This is a genomic window from Paraburkholderia ginsengiterrae, assembly GCF_001645125.1.
Classification (GTDB): domain Bacteria; phylum Pseudomonadota; class Gammaproteobacteria; order Burkholderiales; family Burkholderiaceae; genus Paraburkholderia; species Paraburkholderia ginsengiterrae.
In genome coordinates this window covers 468577-490684 of record NZ_LXKA01000110.1, presented here as the reverse complement: position 1 = coordinate 490684, position 22108 = coordinate 468577, and the positions used below count along the sequence as shown (strand labels likewise).

Sequence of the window (22108 nt, the reverse complement as noted above, 5' to 3'; positions counted from 1 at the left end):
TCGAAAAAAGCGTGCGGAGCACGCAAAGGGGCGCTTCAGGCGCCCGTCAAAAACATTACGTCGCGCGGCAGCGGCACGAGGTGCTGCCCGCCGTCGACCACCAGCGTCGTTCCGGTCACGCCCGCTGCATCCGCAAGATACAGCGCGGCGGCGACAATATCCTCCGGCCGCGACGCGCGGCCCAAAGGCGTAGTACGGTGAGCTGCTTCAAAACCGTCCGGCGTCTGGTCGCCGGATTGCATCGTCAGCCCGGGCGCGAGCCCGACCACCCGCACTTTCGGCGCCAAAGCCTGCGCCAGCGCCACCGTGGCTGTCTGCAACGCGGCCTTCGTCAGCGTGTACGACAGGTAATCCGGATTCATGTTGTACAGCTTCTGATCCAGCACGTTGATGACGACGCTGCGCAGGCTTTCGTCGGTGCGCGCCGCCTCCGGCGTCGCCTCGTACAGCCCGCGCGCCAGCACCAGCGGCGCGCCGACGTTCATCGCGGTCAGCTTCAGCAGCAGGTCGTAACCGACAGTCTGCGCCGTATCTTCTTCGAAGCGCGACGCGTTGTTGACGATGCACACCGGCCGCCCAAGCGCGGCGATGCACGCCGGCAACAGCCGTTCGACCTGAGCCTCGTCGCCCAATTCGGCCTGCAAGGCGACCGCCCGGCGGCCCAGAGCCGCGATTTCGGCGACCAGTTCGCCGGCCTCCTCGCCCGAGGCGCCGTAATGGACGGCCACGTCCCAGCCCCGCGCGGCAAAGCCGAGCGCCAGCGAGCGCCCGATCCGGCGTGCAGCACCGGTAATCAGCACGACGCGCGGCGTTTCGGGCGCGCGGGCGGCGGCGGTATCCAGAGAGGCGGTCATTTACAATGCGGGGATGAATCCGAAAGCTCACCAACCCGATAGTTTACCTGCTCCCGGCCCAAGCGCGCTCGCGCAGTCCGAAGCGCTCGTTGCGCAGCTCCGTTCGGAGCTCGACGCCGCCGGCGGCTGGCTGCCGTTCGACCGCTATATGGAGCGCGCGCTTTATGCGCCGGGACTCGGCTATTACAGCGGCGGCGCCCGCAAATTCGGGTTGCGCGGCGACGACGGCAGCGACTTCGTCACCGCGCCGGAACTCTCGCCGCTGTTCGCGGCCACGCTGGCGCGCCCGCTTGCCGAGGCCTTGCAGGCAAGCGGCACGCGCGACCTGATGGAGTTCGGCGCCGGCACGGGCAAACTAGCAGCAGGCGTCCTGAGCGCACTTCACGCGCTGGGCGCGGAATTCGACAGCTACTCGATCGTGGACCTGTCGGGCGAACTGCGCGAACGTCAACGCGAGACGATCGAAGCAGCTGCGCCTGCGCTCGCCGCCAAAGTACGCTGGCTGGACGCGTTGCCGGAGCGTTTCGAGGGCGTGGTGATCGGCAACGAGGTGCTGGACGCGATGCCGGTGCGCCTCTTCGCCTTTACCGGCGGCGCCTGGTACGAACGCGGGGTGGCTTGGCGCGACGCGGCCTTCTCCTTCGACGACCGTCCCGTATCCAACGCGGCGGACATTGCGCTGTTGTCGGAAATCGAAACAACCGGCGACGACTACGTTACCGAAACGCACGAAGCAGCGAGCGCATTCACGCGCACCATCTGTACGATGCTGGCGCGCGGCGCGGCCTTCTTCATCGACTATGGTTTCCCGCGCCACGAGTATTACCATGCGCAGCGCGCGCAAGGCACGCTGATGTGCCACTATCGGCACCGGGCACACGGCGATCCTTTTCTCTACCCGGGTTTGCAGGACATCACCGCGCACGTGGAATTCACCGGCATCGCCGAAGCCGGCGTCGAGGCCGGCGCGGATTTGCTGGGCTTTACGTCGCAAGCGCGGTTTCTGCTGAATGCCGGGATCACCGAGGCGTTGTCGGAACTCGACCCGGCGGACACCATGCGCTTCCTGCCCGCGGCAAATGCCGTGCAGAAGCTGTTGTCCGAGGCGGAGATGGGCGAACTGTTCAAGGTGATCGCATTTTCACGCGGACTGGACGACACGCTGCAAGCATTTTCAAGCGGCGACCGGTCGCACACGCTGTGAGGAACGGGCGATGATCCGCTGGCTATTGACGACGTTTATCGCAGTCGCGGTGTTGTCGAGTTGCTGGCCGTGGCTCAGGAAAATCGGCATCGGGCGCATGCCCGGCGATGTGACCTTGCGGCTCTTCGGGCGGGAGTATCCGTTTCCCTTTATGTCGACGCTGATACTGTCGATGCTGCTTTCCCTAATCGCCAGACTGCTATAGGGGCGCTTGCCTTTGACGCCGATGCGAACGGTTCACCGCGTCAAAGGCAGAACGTCAGGCGGTCGTGTTCAGACTATCGCCGCCTCTACAGCCCGCACGCGCTCCTGATGCACGGCGTCCTTGATGCCGGCGGGCGCATTGGCCAAGCGCTTCGCTACGGCGCCGGCATCCACCGCGCGCGCGGCGACGAGCGCAACCCTCAGCCGCTCAGCCTGCGGATAATCCTGCATCTCGAACTCCAGCCTCCCGCGCGCATCCGCTTCGCACGCCTGCAAGGCCTCGGCAAAGCGTGCCGGTTTGCGGATCGCATCGCTGCGTTCGAGCAGTCGCACCAGCGCCGCGGCACCCATTTCCATCACGCGATGAATATTGCCGTGCTCGCGCGCGACCAGCAGCGAAAGGTCGCGGCAATCGTTCGGCACTCGCAGCCGCTCGCATAAGGGCTTCAACAGATTTACGCTGCGCTCTTCATGGCCGATGTGCCGTGGCAGCACGTCTTCGGGGGTGGTCGCCTTGCCGAGGTCGTGCGTCAACGCTGCAAACCGAACCGGCAACGCATACCCCCGCTGCGCGGCATGGTCGACCACCATCATTACGTGCACGCCGGTGTCCACCTCCGGGTGATAGTCGGCCCGCTGCGGCACGCCGAACAGCGCGTCGATCTCCGGCAGAATCCGCGCCAGCGCACCGCACTCGCGCAGCACCTCGAACATGCGTGAAGGCTTTTTCTCCATCAGGCCGCGCGACACTTCCTGCCACACGCGTTCGGCCACGAGCGCATCGACTTCGCCATCCGCCACCATCTTGCGCATCAGCGCCAGCGTCTCCGGCGCAACCGTGAAATCCACGAAGCGCGCAGCAAACCGCGCGATCCGCAAAATCCGCACGGGGTCTTCAAGAAACGCATCGCTGACGTGACGGAACAACCGCGCCTGCAAGTCGCCCCGGCCGTTGAACGGGTCGACCACCTCTCCGGTCAACTGCCCGTCCGGGCGCACTTCGCGCGCCATCGCGTTGATCGTCAGGTCGCGGCGCGCAAGGTCTTCCTCCAGCGTCACGTCCGGTGCGTAAAAAAACTGGAAGCCGTGGTAACCCGCCGCCGTCTTGCGCTCCGTGCGCGCGAGCGCGTATTCCTCGTGCGTCTGCGGATGCAGGAACACGGGAAAATCCTTGCCCACCGGACGGAAGCCTTGCGCCACCATCTGTTCCGGCGTCGCACCGACCACCACGTAGTCACGGTCCTGGACCGGCACGCCCAGCAATTCGTCGCGGATCGCGCCGCCTACTGCGTAGATATTCATGGGCATACGTCTTGATACGGAATCGCGTGCGTTTCGCGCAGCGCGTCGTCTATCCATGCCTTTACCGCGGGCGTCGCGGTGATCCGGCGGACGTAGGCCGAAGCGGCCTCCGACAACACCGGCTGCCATGTGTTGAAGCGCATGGCGACCGGCGCGTACATGGCGTCGGCAATGCTGAACTCACCGAACAGGAAAGGTCCGCCGTAGGTGTCGAGACACTCTCCCCAGATCGCCTGGATGCGCGCGATGTCGGCGAGCGTGCCGGGCGTCGCGTTTTTGCCCGGGAACGACGCGCGAATGTTCATCCACATGTTCGAGCGCAGGTCACCGAAACCCGAATGCATCTCGGCGCTCACGCAACGGGCGTGATTGCGCGCCGCCGCGTCGCGCGGCCACAACGCGTACTGCGGAAAGCGCTCGGCGAGAGTCTCGGCAATCGCCAGCGAATCCCATGTGACGACGCCTTTATCGTCGATCAGGCAAGGCAGCTTGCCCGGACCGTTCGGCGCGTGCGCGAGGATTTCGCGGGTGGTGCTGGACTCGCCCAACTGAATCAATACTTCGTCGAACGGAATGCCGAAATGCTTCAGCAGCAGCCACGGACGCATCGACCACGACGAATAGTTCTTGTCACCTATGAGCAGTTTCATGCGCTGTTTCAATGGGAAGGGTGGAAAGAGGCTGATCGGAATATTTAGCGCCCCGCGGTGGCGCGGAATGCATCAAAGCGCGAACGCGTCGACGCGCCGGTCAGATAGATCGGCGCGATCGTTTCAATGCTGGCCGGCTCGATGCCGAGTTCAGGCGCAAGCGGCCCGCTCAGCACGTTGTCGACTTTCATCGAATCCAGATTGTCTCGCGAGATGACCGGCTCGCCGGGCGCCATTTCGAAAGTCAGCGCCTGCAGGCGCGCCAACGACTCCGGCAGACGAATGATGCGCGCGTGCTTGCCGATCACGGTGCCACAATACTCGACCAGGTCCTCGAGCGCATAGACCGTCGGCCCGCCCAGTTCATAGGTGCGGCCGCCGGCGGCGTCGAGATCAAGCACGTTGACGATCGCCTTCGCCACATCGCCGACATACACCGGCTGGAATTTCGCGTCCGGCATGGCGAGCGGAATCACGGGAAACATCCGCTGCAGGAACGCGAATTTGTTGAGAAGCTGATCTTCGGGGCCGAACACCACGGACGGCCGGAAGATCGTCCATGCCAGGTTCGCCGCGTGCACGGCTTTCTCGCCGTCGCCTTTCGAACGCGAATACATGCTCGGCCCGTGCGAGTCGGCGCCCAGCGCGCTGACATGCAGCAGCCGGTGCACGCCCTTGCCTTCGCAGGCCGCGACGATTCTGGTCGGCAATTCCACGTGGATCCGCGCGAAGTCCGCGCCATACGGCGTGCCGCGCTTGCCGTGCAACGTGGCGACGAGGTTGATCACGCAGTCGGCGCCTTCGACGAAGCGCGCGAGCTGAACCGGATCGAACACATCCGCTTCGATCACGTCGATGGGTAGCAAGGTGAGGTGCCGGGCGTTGTAGCGCCGCCGGGTGGCGATGCGCACGTCTTTGCCCATTTCAACCAGGGCATTGACGAGATGGCTGCCGATAAAACCGGAGCCGCCGATAATCGCAATGGCTTGATGTCGCATTTTCGACTCCCTGGTGGAAGCCGCGGCAACAGCTGACGTGCCCCGCCGCCGCCTCGAAAAGAGGGGGCGGCGGCTCGGCGCTTACGGTGCGATGAAACCCAGGCGCGCCTTCAGCGATTGCGGACGGCCTTCGAACAATGCCGCGTAGTAGACCGTGTTGGACAATACGTTCTTCACGTAGTCACGCGTTTCCTGGAACGGAATCGCCTCGGCGAAGATCGCCCCTTCCACGGGATGCTGCAACGATTGCCGCCAGTTGCGCGGACGGCCCGGGCCGGCGTTGTAGCCCGCTGTGGCCAGCACGGCCGAGTCGTCGAACTGATTGTAAATCATCGACAAATAGTTCGTTCCGAGCAGAATGTTGGTGTTGATGTCGTTCATTTGCTCGCGCGAAATCGTACCCAGGCCGATCTTCTTCGCGACCAGCTGCGCGGTGCCCGGCATCAACTGCATCAACCCGCTCGCGCCGACCTCCGAGCGCGCGTTCATGATAAAGCGCGACTCCTGGCGAATCAGGCCGTAGGCCCATTCCACATCGAGCCCATTCGACTGCGCATCGCGCTCGACGATATCGCGGAACGGCGACAGATAACGCAACGAAAAGTCGTGCTCGCTCTTCGTGCGGTCCGCCGTGTTGACGGTGCGGTCATACAACTCGATGCGGCGCGCGTATTCGGCGACGGCGAGCAGCTGCCGATCGCTCATGTTGCGCAGCGGCCAGTTCCATTCGCGATTGCCTTCGAGCCGCAGATTCAGCGCGTAGAAACGTTGCGCCAGATCGAGGCCGGGCGTGTTGCCGGCCTGCTGCACTTCGGCGTCGCTCACGGTGGTTTTCGGCGGAATGGTGATCTTTTGGCCTAATTCTTCGGCAGCCAGCTGGCCGTAGAAGTTGAAGCCCTGCGCGATCGACTCGAATTCCTGGTTGGCCGTGGTCGTGTCGCCGCCCTGCTTGAGCGCACGCGCATGCCAGTACACCCACGACGGCTGGCTGCGCAGCGCCGCCGGCATCTGTTCGATCGACCAGCGCACCATGGTCCAGTCGCCCGCGACCAACGCGGTGCGGGTGCGCCATTCATACGCGGGGTTCGACAGTGGCGCATTCGCCGACAGCCGATACCAGTCCACCGCGCTCGGCATCTGCTTGAGGGCCGCCTGATAGGCAATCGTGCCCCAGCCGATGGCTCGCTCGGGCGAGTTCAGCGAAGGCGCCACAGAAGAGAACGTGGCCGCGGCCATGGCGGGGTCGTTGCGCGCCATGCGGGTGATGGCCAGCAACGCCAGTTGATGCGATTGCGAGTCCGGACCGACGCCGCGCGCCAGCAACAACGGCGGCGTATTCGCGGCCTGACCGAACGCCACCGGATCGGGCGGTGCGTTGCCGAGCGCGTCGACGAGCTTGCTGCCCGTATTCGTGTAGTTCTGCTCGTACGCGAGACGGATCTGCTGCCAGATGTCGTCGGTGCTGAACTGGCGGTTGACGCCCAGCGCGGTGATCAGATCGACACAGCCGTCGCCGTACCACTTCGGATCGACCAGCAGCGCACGAGCGGCGTCGGCCACGTTTTCGCCGCGCGAAGCGCGCGATTCGAGCGCGTAGCACTTCACCTGCGTATCGTCGTTCAGCACGAAGCGGGCGTATTGCTGATCGAAGTTGGGCCAGTCGTGACGCGTGCCGAGCACCGTGAGGTAGTCGTTGCGCAGGCGGTCGGCGATCGCCTGGCCGTCGTACTTCTGCAGAAATGCCAGCACCGGCGCATCCGGCGCGTCGATGCGCGCATGACCGCTCGAATCGAACAATTGCGGCTTGAGCTGGAAGTACTCCAGATACGAAGGCGCCGGATAGTTCGGGATCATGCTGGCCAGTTGCGCTGCACGCGCCGCGTCGTTATTGCGGGCGGCCTCGCGTAACTGGACGAAAATCTGGTCGTCGTTCGAGAGTTGCGAAAGGGGAATGGGCTTGACGGCGGAGGCCGTGCTGCACGCGACGAGCGCCGCGGCGGCAAGCGCCAGGCCGGCCGCGCGATATACTCGGTAAAGGCGTTTTGACATCGTTGTTTCTGGAGCGCGAATTGAACCCAAGCATAGCATGCAACCCTGTCCCAGAATCGAAAAAGGCGCTGCGCAAAATGCTATTGGAAGCAAGGCTGCAAGCGGCTTCGGAGCCGGCGCGCAATGCCGCGCTCGGGCGGCATCTGCTCGACGCGTTGAAGCGCTACGGCGTGAACAGCGTGGGGTTCTACTGGCCGCTCGCGGGCGAGTTCGACGCACGCGCCGCGATCTCGGTCTGGCTCGCGGCAGCTGCATCGCGCGAGGCGAGTTTGCCGGTGGTCAAGGAGCGCGGCGCGCCACTCGAGTTTCATGCGTGGACGCCCGACATGCCGATGAAGATCGGCCATCACAAGATTCCCGAACCAGTTAGCGCGCGCGTGGTGATTCCGGAATTGCTGTTCGTGCCATGCGTGGGTTTCGACGCCGAGGGCTACCGGCTCGGCTACGGCGGCGGCTACTACGACCGCACGCTCGCCGCATGGCCGGATTCAAGCGGACCTGTTACCGTCGGCATCGCGTATGAAGCGTGCCGCACGCCGGCATTGCAGCGTGAAGCGCACGACATCGCGCTCGACCTGATCGTGACCGAAGCCGGTCTCTATCCCCGTCCGGCGGATTAAGCGCTCGGCGAGCGCCACACGGGCCGGCTCCGCCGCCGCGCAGAACGACTTTTCCCCACTATAAAGACGCCGCCGTGCGCGCGGCCGTATCGTACAGTCCGGATGCGTTGCGCATCAGTTGCGCAGCGTCGCCGATCTGCTCGTTGGTCAGGCCGCTTTCCTTCAACGTCGAGATCAGACAGCTCTCGCGCACGTCGCGATACTTCAGACAGAGTTCGCGGCCCGCATCGGTCGCCGAGAAGAACACTTCCTTGCCGGTCTTTTCGCTTTTTACATACCCTCTAGCTACGAGCTTCTTCAAGGCGTAGGTCGCGACGTGCGTGTCTTCGATATTCAGCACGAAGCAGATGTCGGCCAATTTCTTGCGCCGCTCGCGATGGCTGACGTGATGCAGCAACGAGACTTCGATGGCGGTCATGTCCTTGTCACCGGCCGCCGACATGCAGCGCACCATCCACCGGTTGAATGCATTGCCTGCCATGATGAGCGCGTACTCGAGTTCGGACAGTTCCGCGCTGGTATCGGACACGAGATGTTCCGAGGAGACGATCTTGGTGGGATGGCGCGACATGATGAAGTTTCTCAGGGAAACAGATTGGGAAGGTGTCAGGAGTGTACGACGAGCAACCCGTCCAGGGGAGCCTGGCAAAAACGCTTATTGATAAATTGCCGATAATTTATTGACAATGTACGCTTCATGCATCGTGCACCGGAGACCGGCAAAGCCGGAGGTCCGCTGTGCCCGATTTCTCCGACTCGACCTGGGCCGTTAAGCCATGAGCCAACCAAGAATCTTTCCGTTCGGCGATACCGCGTTAGTCTGCGAAGTGCCGCCGCCCGCCACGCTGGAATGCCAGCGGCGCGTGTGGGCGACCGCCGAGGCCGCGCGCGACTGGCCGCATGTGCTGGAGGTCGTGCCGGGCATGAACAATCTGACGCTCGTTTTCGATCCGCTCCAGGCCGACCCCGACGCGCTGGTGAGCCACTTGCAGGCCGCCTGGGACGCCGCGAGCGGCGTGGCCACGCCCAATCGCGAAGTCGAAATTCCGGTGCAGTACGGCGGCGAGTTCGGCCCCGACCTGCACACGGTCGCCAGTCACACCGGCTTGAGCGTGCGCGAGGTGGTCGAGCGCCATTCGAATGGGGACTACGTCGTATTCTTTCTCGGCTTCCAGCCGGGATTCGCCTATATGGGCGGACTCGACACCGCGCTGCACACGCCGCGCCGCGCGTCGCCGCGGCTGGAAGTGCCGGCGGGATCGGTCGGCATCGGCGGCGAGCAGACCGGCATCTACCCGGCCACCTCGCCGGGCGGCTGGCAACTGATCGGCCGCACCGAGCTGCCGCTTTTCGATCCGGCGCGCCGGCCGCCCACGCTGCTGCAGCCGGGCGACCGGGTGCGCTTCACCATCGCGGGGATACACGCATGATCGATGTGATTCGCGCCGGTCTGCTGACCACGATTCAGGATCTCGGCCGCCACGGCTACCGGCATCTCGGTATCGCGATGGGTGGCGCGCTCGACCGTCTGTCGCTCGAAGTCGGCAACCGGCTGGTCGGCAACCGGCCCGACGCGGCCGGTCTGGAAATCACCTTCGGCCCGACGGTGCTGCGCTTTCTGCGCGCGACGCGGGTGTCCATCACCGGTACCGAGTTTGGCGCGACGCTCGACGGCAAACCCGTCTATTCATGGTGGAGCCTGCCGGTGCAGGCCGGCCAGGAACTGGTGCTGAATGCGGCCAAACGCGGCATGCGTGGCTATGTGTGCGTGGCAGGCGGCATCGACGTGTTGCCGATGCTCGGCTCGCGCAGCACCGATCTCGCCGGCCACTTCGGCGGACTCGGCGGCCGGGCGCTGCGCGACGGCGACCGCCTGCCGGTCGGCGCGCCGCCGCAGCGCGGCCATGCCGGATTTACGCCCGAGGCGCCGGAGTTCGGCGTGAAGGCGCCCGCGTGGTGCAAGTTCGTGCTGGTTCACGAGCCGCTGCGGCGTGGCCGCCATCCGTCCGGGGTGCCGTGGGCCGTGCCGATCCGCGTACTGCCCGGCCCGGAATACGAAAGCTTCACCAAGGAGGCCCACGAGTCGTTCTGGTCAGACGAATGGCTCGTCACGCCGAACAGCAATCGCATGGGCTACCGCCTTGCCGGCGCAGAGCTCAAACGCACCCAGAAAACCGACCTGCTCTCGCACGCGGTCCTGCCGGGCACGATTCAGGTGCCGCCAAACGGCCAGCCGATCGTGCTGCTGAGCGACGCTCAGACCACCGGCGGCTATCCGAAGATCGGCTCCGTGATCCAGGCCGATCTCTGGAAGCTCGGGCAGGTGCGCCTGAACGCGGCCGTCCGCTTTATCCCCACGACGCCTTACGAGGCGCGTCAGGCTTTACTGGAAGAACGCACGTATTTGCGGCAGATCGACGCCGCGATCGCCATGCATGAAGAACGCTGCGCGAGCCAACTGGCCGTCGCGGCGCTGTAACACAAAGCAGAGGAACACCATGGAAATCGATTTGAACGCCGACCTCGGCGAAGGCTGCGGATCCGACGAAGCGCTGCTCGACCTCGTCAGCTCGGCCAATATCGCGTGCGGCTGGCACGCAGGCGGCGCCAGCGCAATGCGCGACTGCGTGCGCTGGGCCGTGCAGAAAGGCGTGTCGATCGGCGCGCATCCGAGCTTTAACGATCCGCAGAATTTCGGCCGCAAGGAAATGGATCTGCCGGTCAATGAAATTTACGCGGGCGTGCTGTACCAGCTTGGCGCGCTGTCGGCGATTGCCCAGGCCGAAGGCGGCCGTATCGCGCACGTCAAGCCGCACGGCGCGCTGTACAACCAGGCCGCGCGCGACAGCAAGATCGCCGACGCCATCGTCTCGGCCGTCCACGATTTCGACCCTTCAGTGGCGGTGTTCGCGCTCGCCAACAGCGGTCTCGTGACGGCCGCGCGCAACGCGGGCCTGATTGCCATCGAGGAAGTGTTCGCCGATCGCGGCTATCGCGCCGACGGTTCGCTGGTGCCGCGCAAAGAGCCCGGCGCCCTGCTCGACGACGAAGACGAAGTGCTCAGGCGCACGCTCGCGATGGTTCGCGAACAGCGCGTACAGGCCGTGGACGGTCAATGGGTGCCGCTCAACGCGCAAACCATCTGCCTACACGGCGACGGTCCGCATGCGCTCGCGTTCGCGCGGCGCATTCGCGGGGCGCTGAAGGACGCCGGCATCGAAGTTCACGCGGCCGGTGCGACGCGAGCCTGAGCAGGCCGGCCAGGCGGCAAACGCAGCGCAAAGCACGCAGCAAAGCACGAATCAGCGCTTGAAGCAGTAGACGAAGCAACGCGGCCATCAAGAGCCGTGGCAGCAAGGCAAACCGGCGCATGGACCACCACGCGCCGGCCCACGTTAGCCGCCACAAGCGGCAAGGTTGAAATCCTGTTTGGAGACCCAGATGCAGACAACCGTCAGTCTATGGCCGCTCATTGGCGTGGCCGTCATCATCGTCGGCTTTTTACTGCGGTTCAATCCGATGCTGATCGTGGCCGTCGCCGCGATCGTCACCGGCCTGGCCGCGCACTTCCCGCCTGAAAAAATTCTTGCCGAAATCGGCACCGGCTTCATCAAGACCCGCAATATCCCGCTGATCATTCTGCTGCCGCTTGCCGTGATCGGCCTGCTCGAACGGCATGGCCTGCGCGAACGCGCGCAAGCGTGGATCGCCGGCATCAAGGCCGCGACCGCCGGACGCCTGCTGATCGTCTATCTGCTGGTGCGCGAACTGACCGCGGCAGTCGGGCTGACCGGACTCGGCGGCCATCCGCAGATGGTGCGTCCGCTGATTGCGCCGATGGCGGAAGGCGCGACCGAAACCCGCTTCGGCAAGATCAGCGACGCGGTGCGTTTCAAATTGCGCGCATTCTCCGCGGCGACCGATAACGTCGGCCTCTTCTTCGGCGAGGACATCTTCGTCGCGTTCGGCGCAATCGTACTGATGACCACGTTCCTGAAAGAGGCGGGCATCATCGTCGAGCCGATTCACGTGGCCGTGTGGGGCATTCCGACTGCGATCAGCGCGTTCATCATTCACGGGTTCCGCCTCTATCTGCTCGACCGGAAGCTTGAGCGCGAACTGCGCGGCAACGCCACGTCCGCCGGTGCCGCGGTATCGCCCACGCAATCCGCCGCAGGAGACAAAGCATGACGTTCACGATCAACTATCTGTTCTGGCTGCTGGGCGTGGTGCTGCTGATCATCGGCGGCATGATTGCTACGGACAAGGACCACCCGCGCCGTTTCACCGCCGGCGGATTCTGGATTCTCTACGCACTGATCTTCCTGATCGGCGACAAGCTGCCGCCGTCGGTGGTCGGCGTGCTGGTGATCGTGATGGCGCTGATCGCCGGCTTCGGCGGGGTGACCGCCGGTAAACCGAAGGTGCTGTCGCTGGAAGCGCGCAAAGCCAGCGCCGCGCGTCTTCGCAACAAGCTGTTCGTGCCCGCGCTGACGATTCCCGTCGTCACCGTGATCATCACGCTGTCGGCGAGTCACCTGATCTTCGGCGGCCTGCCGCTGATCGAGAAGGCCAACGTCACGCTGATCGGTTTCGGCATCGGCTGCGTGATCGCGCTCGCGATTGCCTGCGTGCTGACGCGTGACACCGTCGGCCAGTCGATGAAGGAAGCACGGCGGCTGGTCGATGCCTTGTCATGGGCCGCGGTGTTGCCGCAGATGCTCGGCATGCTCGGCCTCGTATTCTCCGACGCGGGCTTCGGCAAGGCGGTCGCGCACGTCACCACGGCTTACATCAGCCTCGACTACCGGTTCATCGCGGTGGCCGTGTACTGCATCGGCATGGCGCTTTTTACCATGGTGATGGGCAATGGTTTCGCCGCCTTCCCGGTGATGACAGGCGGAGTCGGCGTGCCGATTCTGGTGGGCGTCTTTCACGGCAACCCGGCGGTAATGGTCGCGATCGGCATGTTCTCCGGCTACTGCGGCACGCTGATGACGCCGATGGCCGCGAACTTCAACATGGTGCCGGCCGCGCTGCTGGAACTGCCGGACAAAAACGCGGTGATCAAGGTTCAGATACCCACTGCCCTGACCTTGCTGGTGGTGAACATCTTGTTGCTGAATTTTCTTATGTTTCTATAGGACTCTTACTGTCGCAGTCGACAGACACCGACGTGTCGCGAGAAATCTCTGCGATACGTCGGTGAAAAGGACTCTCTGCGCGGCGAATACGCAACCGAAATAGGATGCGTCCGATCGTCGGGAAATGGGGGGCGACCCTACGATGCTGAACGGTCTCCCATCCACATGCGCCGGTGCGTGCCGCATGCGCCGCCGACGCTCTCCCGCGGATCTCCATGGAACAGCATTCCCAGCCTCGCGGCGCGCACGCCGCTTCTGCGTCCTCCTCCCACCTCACCACACTGATCGACGCCGCGCTCGCCGCGCATCAGGCCGGTCAGTACGCGGCCGCCGAACCCTTATACCGCGAAGCCCTCACACTCGATCCCGCTCATACGGGCGCGCTGCACTACTTCGGCGTGCTGCACTATCAGCGCGGCGCTCACGATATCGCCGCCAGCCTGATGAGCCGTGCGCTCAAACTCGATCGCCGCAACGCCGCCTGCTGGAGCAACCGCGGGCTCGTGGCCGCCGCGCTGGGCCATCTCGACGAAGCGATGATCTGCTACGACCAGGCGCTGCAACTCCAGCCCGACTTCGCCGATGCGCACAACAACTTTGGCGTCGCACTGCAAGCGCAAGGCGCGTTGCCGGATGCAATCGAACACTACCGGCTGGCGCTGGCGGCGAACCCCGCACTGGCCGACGCGCATCTGAACCTCGGTACCGCGTTGAGCAAACTCGATCGTTTCGACGAGGCACTGGCGTGCTATCGCGAGGTTCTGTCGCTCGAACCGACATCGGCCGAAGCGCATTTCAATGCGGGCAATGCGCACAACGCGCAAGGGGATCGGGACGCGGCAATCGCCAGTTTCGAAAGCGCTCTCACGCTGCGCGCGGATTACGCGCAGGCGCACGTCAATCTGGGAAGTCTGATCGGCAAGGGCGGCGACTATGGCGGCGCCGAAGCGCATTTCCGGCGCGCGGTCGAGCTCAAACGGAATCCAACCCACCTGGTGTGTCTGGGCGGGTCCCTCGGCGCGCAAGGTCGGCTGGCCGAAGAGGAAGGCTACTATCGTGAGGCGCTGGCACTCGACCCACACTACGCGGACGCGCATCAGAATCTCGCGTGGCTGTTGCTCAAGCGTGGCGATTACGCCCAGGGCTGGGCCGAATTCGCGCTGCGCTGGCGCAAGAGCGACTATGACGCGCTCGCCGTGCCGGGTGTGGCGGAATGGCGTGGCGAATCACTCGAAGGGCGCCGTCTGCTGGTGGTCGGCGAGCAGGGTTTCGGCGACCATTTCCAGTTCCTGCGTTTTGCTAGTGTGCTGGCGCAGCGCGGCGCAACAGTTGATCTCCTTGTGCGCGCGCCGTTGCTGCCATTGGTCGAACGCATACCTGGCGTGCATCGCGCGTTCAGTGGGCAACCCGGCAGTCAATCCGGCGACGCATACGATTTCTGGGTGCCGATGATGAGCGTGCCATCGTGCATCGGCATGGATCTCGCCAGCGTGCCCGCGGACTTGCCGTATATGTTCGCCGATCAAGCGAAGATCGAAACGTGGCGGGTTCGGCTTGGCGAAGCGTCCGGGCAGCCGGCTCGCAAAGCGGGTCTGGTATGGGCCGGGAGTCCGACCTTCGGCAACGACCGCTACCGGTCGATGGCGCTGGCCGACCTGAGCGCGCTAGGCACGTTGCCAAATGTCCGTTGGTACGCGCTGCAGAAAGGGCCAGCGCATGCGCAGCTGGCCGATGCACCAGCGGCTTTCCGTGCCCACGATTTCACCGGCGACCTGACTAGTTTCGAAGAGACGGCCGCGCTGATCATGAATCTCGACCTGGTGATCGCCGTGGACACCGGCGTTGCGCACCTGGCGGGCGCGCTGGGCAAGCCGGTGTGGCTGCTGTTACCGGCTAACTCCGATTGGCGCTGGCTGGAAGCGCGCAGCGACTCGCCCTGGTATCCGGGAATGAAGCTGTTCCGTCAGACGGTGCTGGGCGATTGGGCGCCGGTGGTCGAGCGCCTGTGCGCAGCACTACAAGACGGCGGGGCATAAGCCCAACGCTGCGCCGCTGCCGGTGGCTCACCCTGATTCCACCACAAACCCGTGCTGCCGCAAGAGTTGCAACACGCCTTTGGGACCACCCAGATGCAACGCGCCGATTGCCACGAACACGGGTTTGTTCGGTGCGGCAATCAGCAGCATCCGCGACACGAAGCGCCGGTTGCGCTCATAAACGATCTTGTTGTCGATCGAATCGGAGACGCGCTTGTCGCGCGCCAGTTTTTCGGTTTTCGCAGCCTGCCAGGCGTCGATCGCATCGGCGTCGCCCACGCGCCACAGACGATGCAAGGTCTGCACATCCTCGACGTTCTCCGCAGGCGTCTGCACCAGATCCTGCGCCAGCATCTCGCGCTGCTGCGCGAGCGTGAGGCCGGTGAACGCCCGCATCTGCTGCGACAACGTTTCGAGGCCGACAATCTTGCCCCGCGTGCGGATATACACGTTCTGGAGTTGGGCCTCCGTGCCGTACTCGGTCTGCAAGCCGGCACTCAGCGAATCGTAGGTTTCGACCACCAGCGAAGCGAGCCATGGCCGCATCTTCTTGATGGCATCCAGCGCGGCGGGGTTGCCGCGCAGACGGAGCGCCAGCTTGCGCCACAAAGGCTCGGGCAGCAATCCCGGCAGACAGTCGCGCCGGCAGACGCCGTACTTCGAGACATCGTCTTGTGAGACGAGCAGTTCGTCGGGTGAAAGTTCGAGCGCCAGCGTCGGCGAGGCCGCCAGTGCGCCGAGGATCGGTGCGCGGAACGGCTGGCCCGCAGGATAGTCGGCGGGGTCGCCGACGTGCAGTGTGCCCAGCACATAGATGGTCGTCGTGCCGCGTGTCGCGACATAGAACGGCATGCGCGCCGGTTGCGCGCGCACCGGACCGCTCGCCGTGGTGTTCGGCGGGGCGGCTGGTGGCTTGAAGCCCGGCAAGGCGGCGCGTGGCGGCGCCGGAACATTGGGCACCGGCAAGGCCGGACGGCCTGCCTGAGCCGGCGCATTCGCGGCCGCGCCGGCGGCGTGCGCGAGGCCGATCGGCCCCGCGCCCGGATACATCATGGAACAAAGGACGACGAGCGCGGCACCGGTCAGTGCGCGCGCCCGCCAGCGCCGTGCGAAAGCAGCACGACGGCCGCCATCACCCGGGCGGCGCGCAAGACGACGCGCCGCCACGACATCAGGCATCCATGTCCCCCACCTCCTCAGCGCGGTGACACGACACCTGACGGCCATCCACTTCACGCAGCTTCGGCTCTTCACTGCGGCAGCGGTCGATCGCGTAAGGGCAGCGCTGATGGAACGTGCAACCCGACGGCGGATTCAGCGGCGACGGCATCTCGCCTTGCAGCTTGATCTTGATGGTGCGATCCGCTTCGAAGATGGACGGCGTGGCCGACATCAGCGCGCGCGTGTACGGATGCCGCGGCTTCGAGAAGATCCGCGTCTTGTCGCCAAGCTCCGCCACGCCGCCGAAGTACATCACCATCACATCGTCGGCGATATGCTCCACCACCGAGAGGTTGTGCGAGATGAACACGTAGCTGGTCTTGAACTGCTCCTGGAGATCCATGAACAGGTTCAGGATCTGCGCCTGGATCGACACGTCGAGCGCCGACACGGGCTCGTCGGCGACCACGATCTGCGGATCGAGAATCATCGCGCGCGCAATCGCCACGCGCTGGCGCTGGCCGCCGGAGAACATATGCGGATAGCGCTTCGCGTGTTCCGGACGCAGGCCGACGGTGCGCATCATGTGCGCGATCCGTTCGGCGCGCTCGGAGGCGCTCAGTTGCGTGTTGATCGCCAGCGGCTCGCCGAGCGTCTGCTCGACGGTCTTGCGCGGATTCAGCGAGGCAAACGGGTTCTGAAACACCATCTGCACACGCCGCCGCAGCGCCGCGATCTTCGCGTGATCGGCACCCGCCACGTCCTGGCCGTCGATCAGCAGGCGGCCCGCGCTGGGCGCTTCGATCATGGTCAACTGACGGGCGAGCGTCGATTTGCCGCAGCCGGATTCACCGACCACCGCCAGCGTCTTGCCGCGCTCGAGCGCGAACGAGACACCATTGAGCGCCTTCACCGTGCCCTGGGCGAACATGCCGCGCTTGACCGTGTAATACCGCGCGAGCTGGTCGGCGACCAGCACGTGATCGCCCGCATGGTCCGACTGGCGCCGCGTTTCGAGTACTGCGTTCATCGTGCGCCTCCATGGGTGTGAACGTTGGCGTCGCCGCTCAGGTTCAGGGGTTTGATGCAGCGCACGCGCGCCACCTCGGTATGGCCTTGCATCGGCGCGAGATCGGGCCGCGCCTTCATGCAATCGTCGACCACGTACTTGCAGCGCGGCGCGAACAGGCACCCTTTGGGCCGGTCGTCGCGCCCCGGCACCATGCCCGGCAAGGCAGCGAGCCGCACTGCGCCGACATTGTGCTCAGGAATCGCCGCCAGCAACGCTTCCGTGTACGGATGATGCGGAGCCGCGAAGATGTCCGGCACGCGGTTGGTTTCGATCACTTCGCCAGCGTACATGACCGCGACGCGCTGCGCGACTTCGGACACCACAGCGAGATCGTGCGAAATCAGCACGAGCGCCATGCCGCGTTCCTTCTGCAGCTTGATCAGCAACTCCATGATCTGCGCCTGGATCGTCACGTCGAGCGCGGTGGTCGGTTCGTCGGCGATCAGCAGCTTGGGGTTGCAGGCAATCGCCATGGCGATCATCACGCGCTGGTTCATGCCGCCCGACATCTGATGCGGGAACGAGCCGATGCGGCCCTTCGGGTCGGGAATGCCGACCTGATCGAGCAGTTCCAGAGCGCGCTTGTCCAGCGCGCTGCCGCGCAAGCCTTCGTGCAGCTTCAGCACTTCCTTGATCTGATAACCGACGGTGTAGCTCGGATTCAGACTGGTGAGCGAGTCCTGGAACACCATCGCGATGTCTTTGCCGATGATCTTGCGGCGTTCCTTCGCGGATGCCTTCAACAGATTCTTGCCGTTGAACGTGATCTCGTCGGCCGTCACTTTGCCCGGAGCGTCGATCAGGCCCATCAGCGCCATCATCGTCACGCTCTTGCCGGAGCCCGATTCGCCGACCACGCCGACGACTTCGCCCGCCGCGACATCTAGGTTGATCCGATCGACAGCGGGCATGCCGCTGAAATTCACCGCGAGATTGCGGATGGTCAATAAGCTGGTCATTACGCCATCCTTTTCAGTTTGGGATCGAGTGCGTCGCGCAGCCCGTCGCCGAGCAGGTTGATGGCGAGCACCGAGATCAGGATGGACAAGCCAGGCATGGTGACGATCCACCAGGCGCTGTCGATATAGTCGCGCGCCGAGGCCAGCATCGCACCCCACTCCGCCGACGGCGGTTGCACGCCGAGGCCGAGAAAGCCGAGGGCCGCCGCATCGAGAATCGCCGACGAAAAACCGAGCGTAGCCTGCACGATGAGCGGTGCGGTGCAGTTCGGCAGCACTTGCGAGAACATCAGGCGCAAGGTGCCGGCGCCCGCCACGCGCGAAGCCGTCACGTATTCCTTCTGCAACTCGCCTTGTGCCGACGCGCGCGTCAGACGCACATAGCCCGGCAACGCGACGATCGCGATCGCCAGCATGGTGTTGACGAGACCCGGACCGATGATCGCGACCACCGCCACCGCGAGCAGCAGCGACGGCAGCGCGAGCAGCACGTCCATGATGCGCATGATCGGCGTGTCGGCCCACTTCTCGAAGAATGCCGCGATCAACCCGAGCACGACGCCCGGAATCAGCGCGAGCACCACCGAAACGAAGCCGATCCAGAACGACAGGCGCGCGCCGTACATCAGACGCGAGAGGATGTCGCGGCCCGCTTCGTCGGTGCCGAGAATGAACTTCCAGTTGCCGCCGTCGAGCCATGCCGGCGGAATCTTCACGGAGTCGCGGTACTGCTCGATCGGGCTGTGCGGCGCGATCAACGGCGCGAAGATCGCGACGAAAATCAGCACCAGCACGATGATGCCGGCACCGACCGCGCCACGGTTACGGGAAAAATTCGCCCAGAATTCACGGGCGGCGATAGCGCGGCCGCTGGGAGGCGTGACCGACTGGGGGACTGTGTTTTGGATGTCTGCCATCGTGATTACCTCGTATGGCGAATGCGCGGATTGAGCACGCCGTACAACAGATCGACGACGAGGTTCACGACGATCACCAGGGTGGCGATCATCAGGATACCGCCCTGCACGACCGGATAATCGCGCCGGCCGATCGCGTCGATCAGCCATTTGCCGATACCCGGCCACGAAAACAGCGTTTCGGTCAGCACCGCGCCGGCGAGCAGCGTGCCGACCTGCAGGCCGATCACCGTCACGACCGGAATCAGCGCATTGCGCAACGCATGCACGACGATCACGCGCCCCGGCGACAAGCCCTTCGCGCGCGCGGTGCGGATGTAGTCCTCACGCAGCACTTCGAGCATCGACGAACGCGTCATGCGCGCGACGACCGCCAGCGGAATCGTGCCGAGCACGATGGCCGGCAGGATCAGATGGCTCAGCGCGGACTTGAACGCGCCTTCGTCGGTGGACATCATCGCGTCGATCAGCATGAAGCCGGTCACGTGCGGAATGTCGTATTCGACCGCGATGCGGCCGGACACCGGCGTCCAGCCGAGCTTCACCGAGAACACCATGATGAGGATCAAGCCCCACCAGAAGATCGGCATCGAGTAGCCGGTCAGGGCCGTGCCCATCACGCCGTGATCGACCACCGTGCCGCGCCTGAGCGCCGCGAACACGCCCGCCGGCAAGCCGACGATCAGCGCGAACAGCATCGCGCAGAACGACAGTTCGACGGTAGCGGGGAAACGTGCGAGGAATTCGCCCATCACGCTGGTGTTGGTGATGATCGAGGTGCCGAGGTCGCCGTGCATCGCGCGACCGATGTAGTGGACGTACTGCATCGGCAGAGGTTCGTCGAGCCCGAGCCGGTGCATCGCCGCGGCGTGCATGGCGGGCTCGACGCCGCGCTCGCCCATCATGACTTCGATGGGGTCGCCCGGGATCAGGTGAATCAGCGCAAACGCAAGGATCGTGATGCCGATGAAGGTCGGAATCACCATGCCAATGCGGCGCAAAACAAAGCGGAACATGGTTTTGTCCCTATGGTCTTGGTGAAGAAAAAACGCAACCGGCGACGAGGGCTCGTGACCCCGGTCGCCGGACCATTTCGACCAGTTTTCTAACCGTGCGAAAAGCGTACTGCGCGAAAATTACGACTTGCTTGACGACTTGTCAGTCGCGTTACTTGACGCTGACGCCGTCGAAGCGCGCGTAGCCGAGCGGTTCGATGCGCATGTCGACCACCTTCTTGCTGACAGGCTGGTACACGGTCGAGTGTGCGATCGGCGAGAACGGCAGTTGCTGCGCGAAAATCTGCTGCGCCTGCGTGTATGCCGTCGTGCGCGCGCCCTGATCGGACGAGACACGGCCCTTCTGGACCAGATCCTCGAACGGCTTGTAGCACCACTTCGAGAAGTTGTTGCCGTTCACCGCTTCGCAGCCGAGCAGCGTGCCGAGCCAGTTGTCCGGATCGCCGTTATCGCCGGTCCAGCCGATCAGCATCGTGTCGTCTTCACCTGCGTGGGCGCGCTTGATGTACTCGCCCCACTCATACGTGACGATCTTGGCCTTCACGCCGATCTTGGCCCAGTCGGCCTGGATCATTTCCGCCATCAGGCGGGCGTTCGGGTTGTACGCGCGTTGCACCGGCATTGCCCACAGCGTGATGTCGAAGCCGTTCGGATAACCGGCCTTGGCCAGCAGAGCCTTGGCCTTGTCCGTATCGTACGAGGCGCTCTTCAGGTTCTTGTCGTACGACCATTGGGTCGGCGGCATCGGATTCGTCGCGGCCTGGCCTGCGCCTTGATACACCGAGTCGATGATCGCCTTCTTGTTGATCGCCATGTCGAGCGCCTGACGCACTTCGAGCTTGTCGACCGGCTTGTGCGACACGTTGTACGCGAGGTAACCAAGGTTGAAGCCCGGCTGCGACGGCATGTCGATGTTCGCTTCAGCCTTCAGCGGCGCGATGTCGGCCGGACGCGGATAGCTCATGACCTGGCATTCGTCGCGCTTGATCTTCTGCACGCGCACGCCGGCATCCGGCGTGATCGAGAAAATCAGCTTCGAGATTTTCACGGCGTTCGGCTTCCAGTAATCCGGATTGCCGTCGAAGCGGATCGTCGCGTCTTTCGTGTAGCTGCGGAAAATGAACGGGCCGGTGCCGACCGGGAACTGGTTGATGTCGGCCGCCTTGCCGGCCTTCAGCAGTTGATCGCCATATTCAGCCGACAGGATCGACGCATATTCCATCGCCATGTTCTGGATGAACGGCGCGTTGACTTCCTTCAGCGTGAACTTGACCGTGTACGGATCGACCTTCTCGACGCTGGTGATCAGCTTGTCGAGGCCCATGTCCGTGAAGTAAGGGAATTGGACCGGATACGCCTTGCGGAACGGCTGGTTCGTGTCCAGCATGCGCTGGAACGTGAACACGACGTCGTCCGCGTTGAATTCGCGCGTCGGCTTGAAGAACGACGTGGTCTGGAACTTCACGCCATGACGCAGGTGGAACGTGTACGTCTTGCCATCAGCGGAGACATCCCACTTTTCCGCGAGGCCCGGCTCGACCTTCGTGCCGCCGCGCTCGAATTCGACGAGGCGGTTGTAGACAGTGAACGTGTTAGCCGTGAAATCGGTGCCCGTGGTGTATTGGGCCGGATCGAAACCCGCGGGGCTGCCTTCTGAGCAGTAGACCAGGGTTTTATTCGGAATCTCGGCGCGCGCGACACTTGCGCCCACCATCGATGCCGCTGCAGCTGCGACGAGCGTCGTAACACGCGCGGCGCGCAACAGATTGTTTTGCTTCATGTTTCCTCCAGGTTCGTGGCCGGCTCCCGCCGGCGTAGCGCGATATTACTTGAGCTTTGCTCACAGCACCAAGCGGACGAAATCCCTCTGTTGACGATCGGAAACCAATCAGGCATATAGCCCGCCGCACGCCGGCGTGGGC

General features: G+C 64.3%; 21 protein-coding genes. 9 read left to right on the top strand and 12 right to left on the bottom strand.

The window, feature by feature from the left end; translation table 11 throughout:
- Positions 1-35: 35 nt before the first annotated feature.
- Positions 36-854, bottom strand: coding sequence for an SDR family oxidoreductase (locus A6V37_RS10300; RefSeq protein ID WP_064267142.1), 819 nt, complete (start codon positions 852-854; stop codon positions 36-38).
- A 13-nt stretch (positions 855-867) separates the two neighbouring features.
- Between A6V37_RS10300 and A6V37_RS10295 the strand changes: the two genes are divergently transcribed.
- Together A6V37_RS10295 and A6V37_RS10290 are read left to right on the top strand one after the other, a co-directional pair.
- Complete coding sequence (locus tag A6V37_RS10295; RefSeq protein ID WP_064267141.1) at positions 868-2058, top strand: class I SAM-dependent methyltransferase; 1191 nt, start codon at positions 868-870, stop codon at positions 2056-2058.
- Between the two features lie 10 nt (positions 2059-2068).
- Positions 2069-2263 (top strand): DUF2905 domain-containing protein, encoded by a 195-nt coding sequence (locus tag A6V37_RS10290; RefSeq protein WP_064267140.1) that lies wholly within the window; start codon positions 2069-2071, stop codon positions 2261-2263.
- A 68-nt stretch (positions 2264-2331) separates the two neighbouring features.
- Here A6V37_RS10290 and A6V37_RS10285 read toward each other — a convergent pair whose 3' ends face one another.
- From A6V37_RS10285 to A6V37_RS10270, 4 genes are all read right to left on the bottom strand, one after another.
- The gene (locus A6V37_RS10285) at positions 2332-3564 is read right to left on the bottom strand and encodes a multifunctional CCA addition/repair protein (protein WP_064267139.1); all 1233 of its coding nucleotides are present in this window, start codon (positions 3562-3564) and stop codon (positions 2332-2334) included.
- Positions 3561-4214, bottom strand: a complete 654-nt coding sequence (locus tag A6V37_RS10280) for a glutathione S-transferase family protein (RefSeq protein WP_064267138.1) — start codon at positions 4212-4214, stop codon at positions 3561-3563. The genes A6V37_RS10285 and A6V37_RS10280 overlap by 4 nt, the downstream gene beginning before the upstream one ends.
- A 44-nt stretch (positions 4215-4258) precedes the next feature.
- A complete protein-coding gene (locus tag A6V37_RS10275) occupies positions 4259-5212 on the bottom strand; it encodes a complex I NDUFA9 subunit family protein (protein WP_064267137.1) in 954 nt (317 codons plus the stop codon).
- Between the two features lie 81 nt (positions 5213-5293).
- The gene (locus tag A6V37_RS10270) at positions 5294-7261 is read right to left on the bottom strand and encodes a lytic transglycosylase domain-containing protein (RefSeq protein ID WP_064267136.1); all 1968 of its coding nucleotides are present in this window, start codon (positions 7259-7261) and stop codon (positions 5294-5296) included.
- 77 nt (positions 7262-7338) lie between these two features.
- On the opposite strand from A6V37_RS10270, the gene A6V37_RS10265 reads away from it, so the two are divergent.
- Positions 7339-7881: a 5-formyltetrahydrofolate cyclo-ligase gene (locus A6V37_RS10265; RefSeq protein ID WP_064267135.1), complete on the top strand. Its 543-nt coding sequence runs from the start codon at positions 7339-7341 to the stop codon at positions 7879-7881.
- 58 nt (positions 7882-7939) lie between these two features.
- Here the strand turns inward: A6V37_RS10265 and A6V37_RS10260 are convergent, their stop codons facing one another.
- Positions 7940-8452 carry a winged helix DNA-binding protein gene (locus A6V37_RS10260; protein ID WP_064267134.1) on the bottom strand — a complete coding sequence of 171 codons (513 nt, stop codon included), beginning with the start codon at positions 8450-8452 and terminating at the stop codon, positions 7940-7942.
- Between the two features lie 205 nt (positions 8453-8657).
- Between A6V37_RS10260 and pxpB the strand changes: the two genes are divergently transcribed.
- The 6 genes from pxpB to A6V37_RS10230 all read left to right on the top strand — a co-directional run bounded on the left by pxpB (position 8658) and on the right by A6V37_RS10230 (position 15061).
- The gene (pxpB, locus tag A6V37_RS10255) at positions 8658-9311 is read left to right on the top strand and encodes a 5-oxoprolinase subunit PxpB (protein WP_064285954.1); all 654 of its coding nucleotides are present in this window, start codon (positions 8658-8660) and stop codon (positions 9309-9311) included.
- Positions 9308-10360, top strand: a complete 1053-nt coding sequence (locus A6V37_RS10250; protein ID WP_064267132.1) for a 5-oxoprolinase subunit C family protein — start codon at positions 9308-9310, stop codon at positions 10358-10360. The genes pxpB and A6V37_RS10250 overlap by 4 nt, the downstream gene beginning before the upstream one ends.
- Positions 10361-10379: 19 nt before the next feature.
- Entirely contained in the window at positions 10380-11132 is a 753-nt protein-coding gene (gene pxpA, locus A6V37_RS10245; protein ID WP_064267131.1) for a 5-oxoprolinase subunit PxpA, read from the top strand.
- Positions 11133-11322: 190 nt separating this feature from the next.
- Complete coding sequence (locus A6V37_RS10240) at positions 11323-12072, top strand: DUF969 domain-containing protein (RefSeq protein WP_064267130.1); 750 nt, start codon at positions 11323-11325, stop codon at positions 12070-12072.
- The gene (locus tag A6V37_RS10235) at positions 12069-13025 is read left to right on the top strand and encodes a DUF979 domain-containing protein (protein WP_064285953.1); all 957 of its coding nucleotides are present in this window, start codon (positions 12069-12071) and stop codon (positions 13023-13025) included. Before A6V37_RS10240 ends, A6V37_RS10235 begins: the two co-directional genes overlap by 4 nt.
- A 215-nt stretch (positions 13026-13240) precedes the next feature.
- Positions 13241-15061 (top strand): tetratricopeptide repeat protein, encoded by a 1821-nt coding sequence (locus A6V37_RS10230; protein WP_064267128.1) that lies wholly within the window; start codon positions 13241-13243, stop codon positions 15059-15061.
- 27 nt (positions 15062-15088) lie between these two features.
- Here the strand turns inward: A6V37_RS10230 and A6V37_RS10225 are convergent, their stop codons facing one another.
- The 6 genes from A6V37_RS10225 to A6V37_RS10200 form a co-directional block, all read right to left on the bottom strand.
- Complete coding sequence (locus A6V37_RS10225; protein WP_064267127.1) at positions 15089-16240, bottom strand: TraB/GumN family protein; 1152 nt, start codon at positions 16238-16240, stop codon at positions 15089-15091.
- Complete coding sequence (locus A6V37_RS10220) at positions 16233-17252, bottom strand: peptide ABC transporter ATP-binding protein (protein ID WP_064267126.1); 1020 nt, start codon at positions 17250-17252, stop codon at positions 16233-16235. Before A6V37_RS10220 ends, A6V37_RS10225 begins: the two co-directional genes overlap by 8 nt.
- Entirely contained in the window at positions 17249-18253 is a 1005-nt protein-coding gene (locus tag A6V37_RS10215) for an ABC transporter ATP-binding protein (RefSeq protein ID WP_064285952.1), read from the bottom strand. The genes A6V37_RS10220 and A6V37_RS10215 overlap by 4 nt, the downstream gene beginning before the upstream one ends.
- Positions 18253-19170, bottom strand: coding sequence for an ABC transporter permease subunit (locus tag A6V37_RS10210; protein ID WP_064267124.1), 918 nt, complete (start codon positions 19168-19170; stop codon positions 18253-18255). Before A6V37_RS10210 ends, A6V37_RS10215 begins: the two co-directional genes overlap by 1 nt.
- 5 nt (positions 19171-19175) lie before the next feature.
- Positions 19176-20186, bottom strand: a complete 1011-nt coding sequence (locus A6V37_RS10205) for an ABC transporter permease subunit (RefSeq protein ID WP_064285951.1) — start codon at positions 20184-20186, stop codon at positions 19176-19178.
- 151 nt (positions 20187-20337) lie between these two features.
- A complete protein-coding gene (locus A6V37_RS10200; RefSeq protein WP_064267122.1) occupies positions 20338-21966 on the bottom strand; it encodes an ABC transporter substrate-binding protein in 1629 nt (542 codons plus the stop codon).
- Between the last annotated feature and the right edge of the window lie 142 nt (positions 21967-22108).

Bases quoted from the DNA above. Each gene is read 5' to 3' on its own strand.
- A6V37_RS10300 (WP_064267142.1), bottom strand. From the start codon at position 854: ATGACCGCCTCTCTGGATACCGCCGCCGCCCGCGCGCCCGAAACGCCG.
- A6V37_RS10295 (WP_064267141.1), top strand. From the start codon at position 868: ATGAATCCGAAAGCTCACCAACCCGATAGTTTACCTGCTCCCGGCCCA.
- A6V37_RS10290 (WP_064267140.1), top strand. From the start codon at position 2,069: ATGATCCGCTGGCTATTGACGACGTTTATCGCAGTCGCGGTGTTGTCG.
- A6V37_RS10285 (WP_064267139.1), bottom strand. From the start codon at position 3,564: ATGAATATCTACGCAGTAGGCGGCGCGATCCGCGACGAATTGCTGGGC.
- A6V37_RS10280 (WP_064267138.1), bottom strand. From the start codon at position 4,214: ATGAAACTGCTCATAGGTGACAAGAACTATTCGTCGTGGTCGATGCGT.
- A6V37_RS10275 (WP_064267137.1), bottom strand. From the start codon at position 5,212: ATGCGACATCAAGCCATTGCGATTATCGGCGGCTCCGGTTTTATCGGC.
- A6V37_RS10270 (WP_064267136.1), bottom strand. From the start codon at position 7,261: ATGTCAAAACGCCTTTACCGAGTATATCGCGCGGCCGGCCTGGCGCTT.
- A6V37_RS10265 (WP_064267135.1), top strand. From the start codon at position 7,339: ATGCTATTGGAAGCAAGGCTGCAAGCGGCTTCGGAGCCGGCGCGCAAT.
- A6V37_RS10260 (WP_064267134.1), bottom strand. From the start codon at position 8,452: ATGTCGCGCCATCCCACCAAGATCGTCTCCTCGGAACATCTCGTGTCC.
- pxpB (WP_064285954.1), top strand. From the start codon at position 8,658: ATGAGCCAACCAAGAATCTTTCCGTTCGGCGATACCGCGTTAGTCTGC.
- A6V37_RS10250 (WP_064267132.1), top strand. From the start codon at position 9,308: ATGATCGATGTGATTCGCGCCGGTCTGCTGACCACGATTCAGGATCTC.
- pxpA (WP_064267131.1), top strand. From the start codon at position 10,380: ATGGAAATCGATTTGAACGCCGACCTCGGCGAAGGCTGCGGATCCGAC.
- A6V37_RS10240 (WP_064267130.1), top strand. From the start codon at position 11,323: ATGCAGACAACCGTCAGTCTATGGCCGCTCATTGGCGTGGCCGTCATC.
- A6V37_RS10235 (WP_064285953.1), top strand. From the start codon at position 12,069: ATGACGTTCACGATCAACTATCTGTTCTGGCTGCTGGGCGTGGTGCTG.
- A6V37_RS10230 (WP_064267128.1), top strand. From the start codon at position 13,241: ATGGAACAGCATTCCCAGCCTCGCGGCGCGCACGCCGCTTCTGCGTCC.
- A6V37_RS10225 (WP_064267127.1), bottom strand. From the start codon at position 16,240: ATGCCTGATGTCGTGGCGGCGCGTCGTCTTGCGCGCCGCCCGGGTGAT.
- A6V37_RS10220 (WP_064267126.1), bottom strand. From the start codon at position 17,252: ATGAACGCAGTACTCGAAACGCGGCGCCAGTCGGACCATGCGGGCGAT.
- A6V37_RS10215 (WP_064285952.1), bottom strand. From the start codon at position 18,253: ATGACCAGCTTATTGACCATCCGCAATCTCGCGGTGAATTTCAGCGGC.
- A6V37_RS10210 (WP_064267124.1), bottom strand. From the start codon at position 19,170: ATGGCAGACATCCAAAACACAGTCCCCCAGTCGGTCACGCCTCCCAGC.
- A6V37_RS10205 (WP_064285951.1), bottom strand. From the start codon at position 20,186: ATGTTCCGCTTTGTTTTGCGCCGCATTGGCATGGTGATTCCGACCTTC.
- A6V37_RS10200 (WP_064267122.1), bottom strand. From the start codon at position 21,966: ATGAAGCAAAACAATCTGTTGCGCGCCGCGCGTGTTACGACGCTCGTC.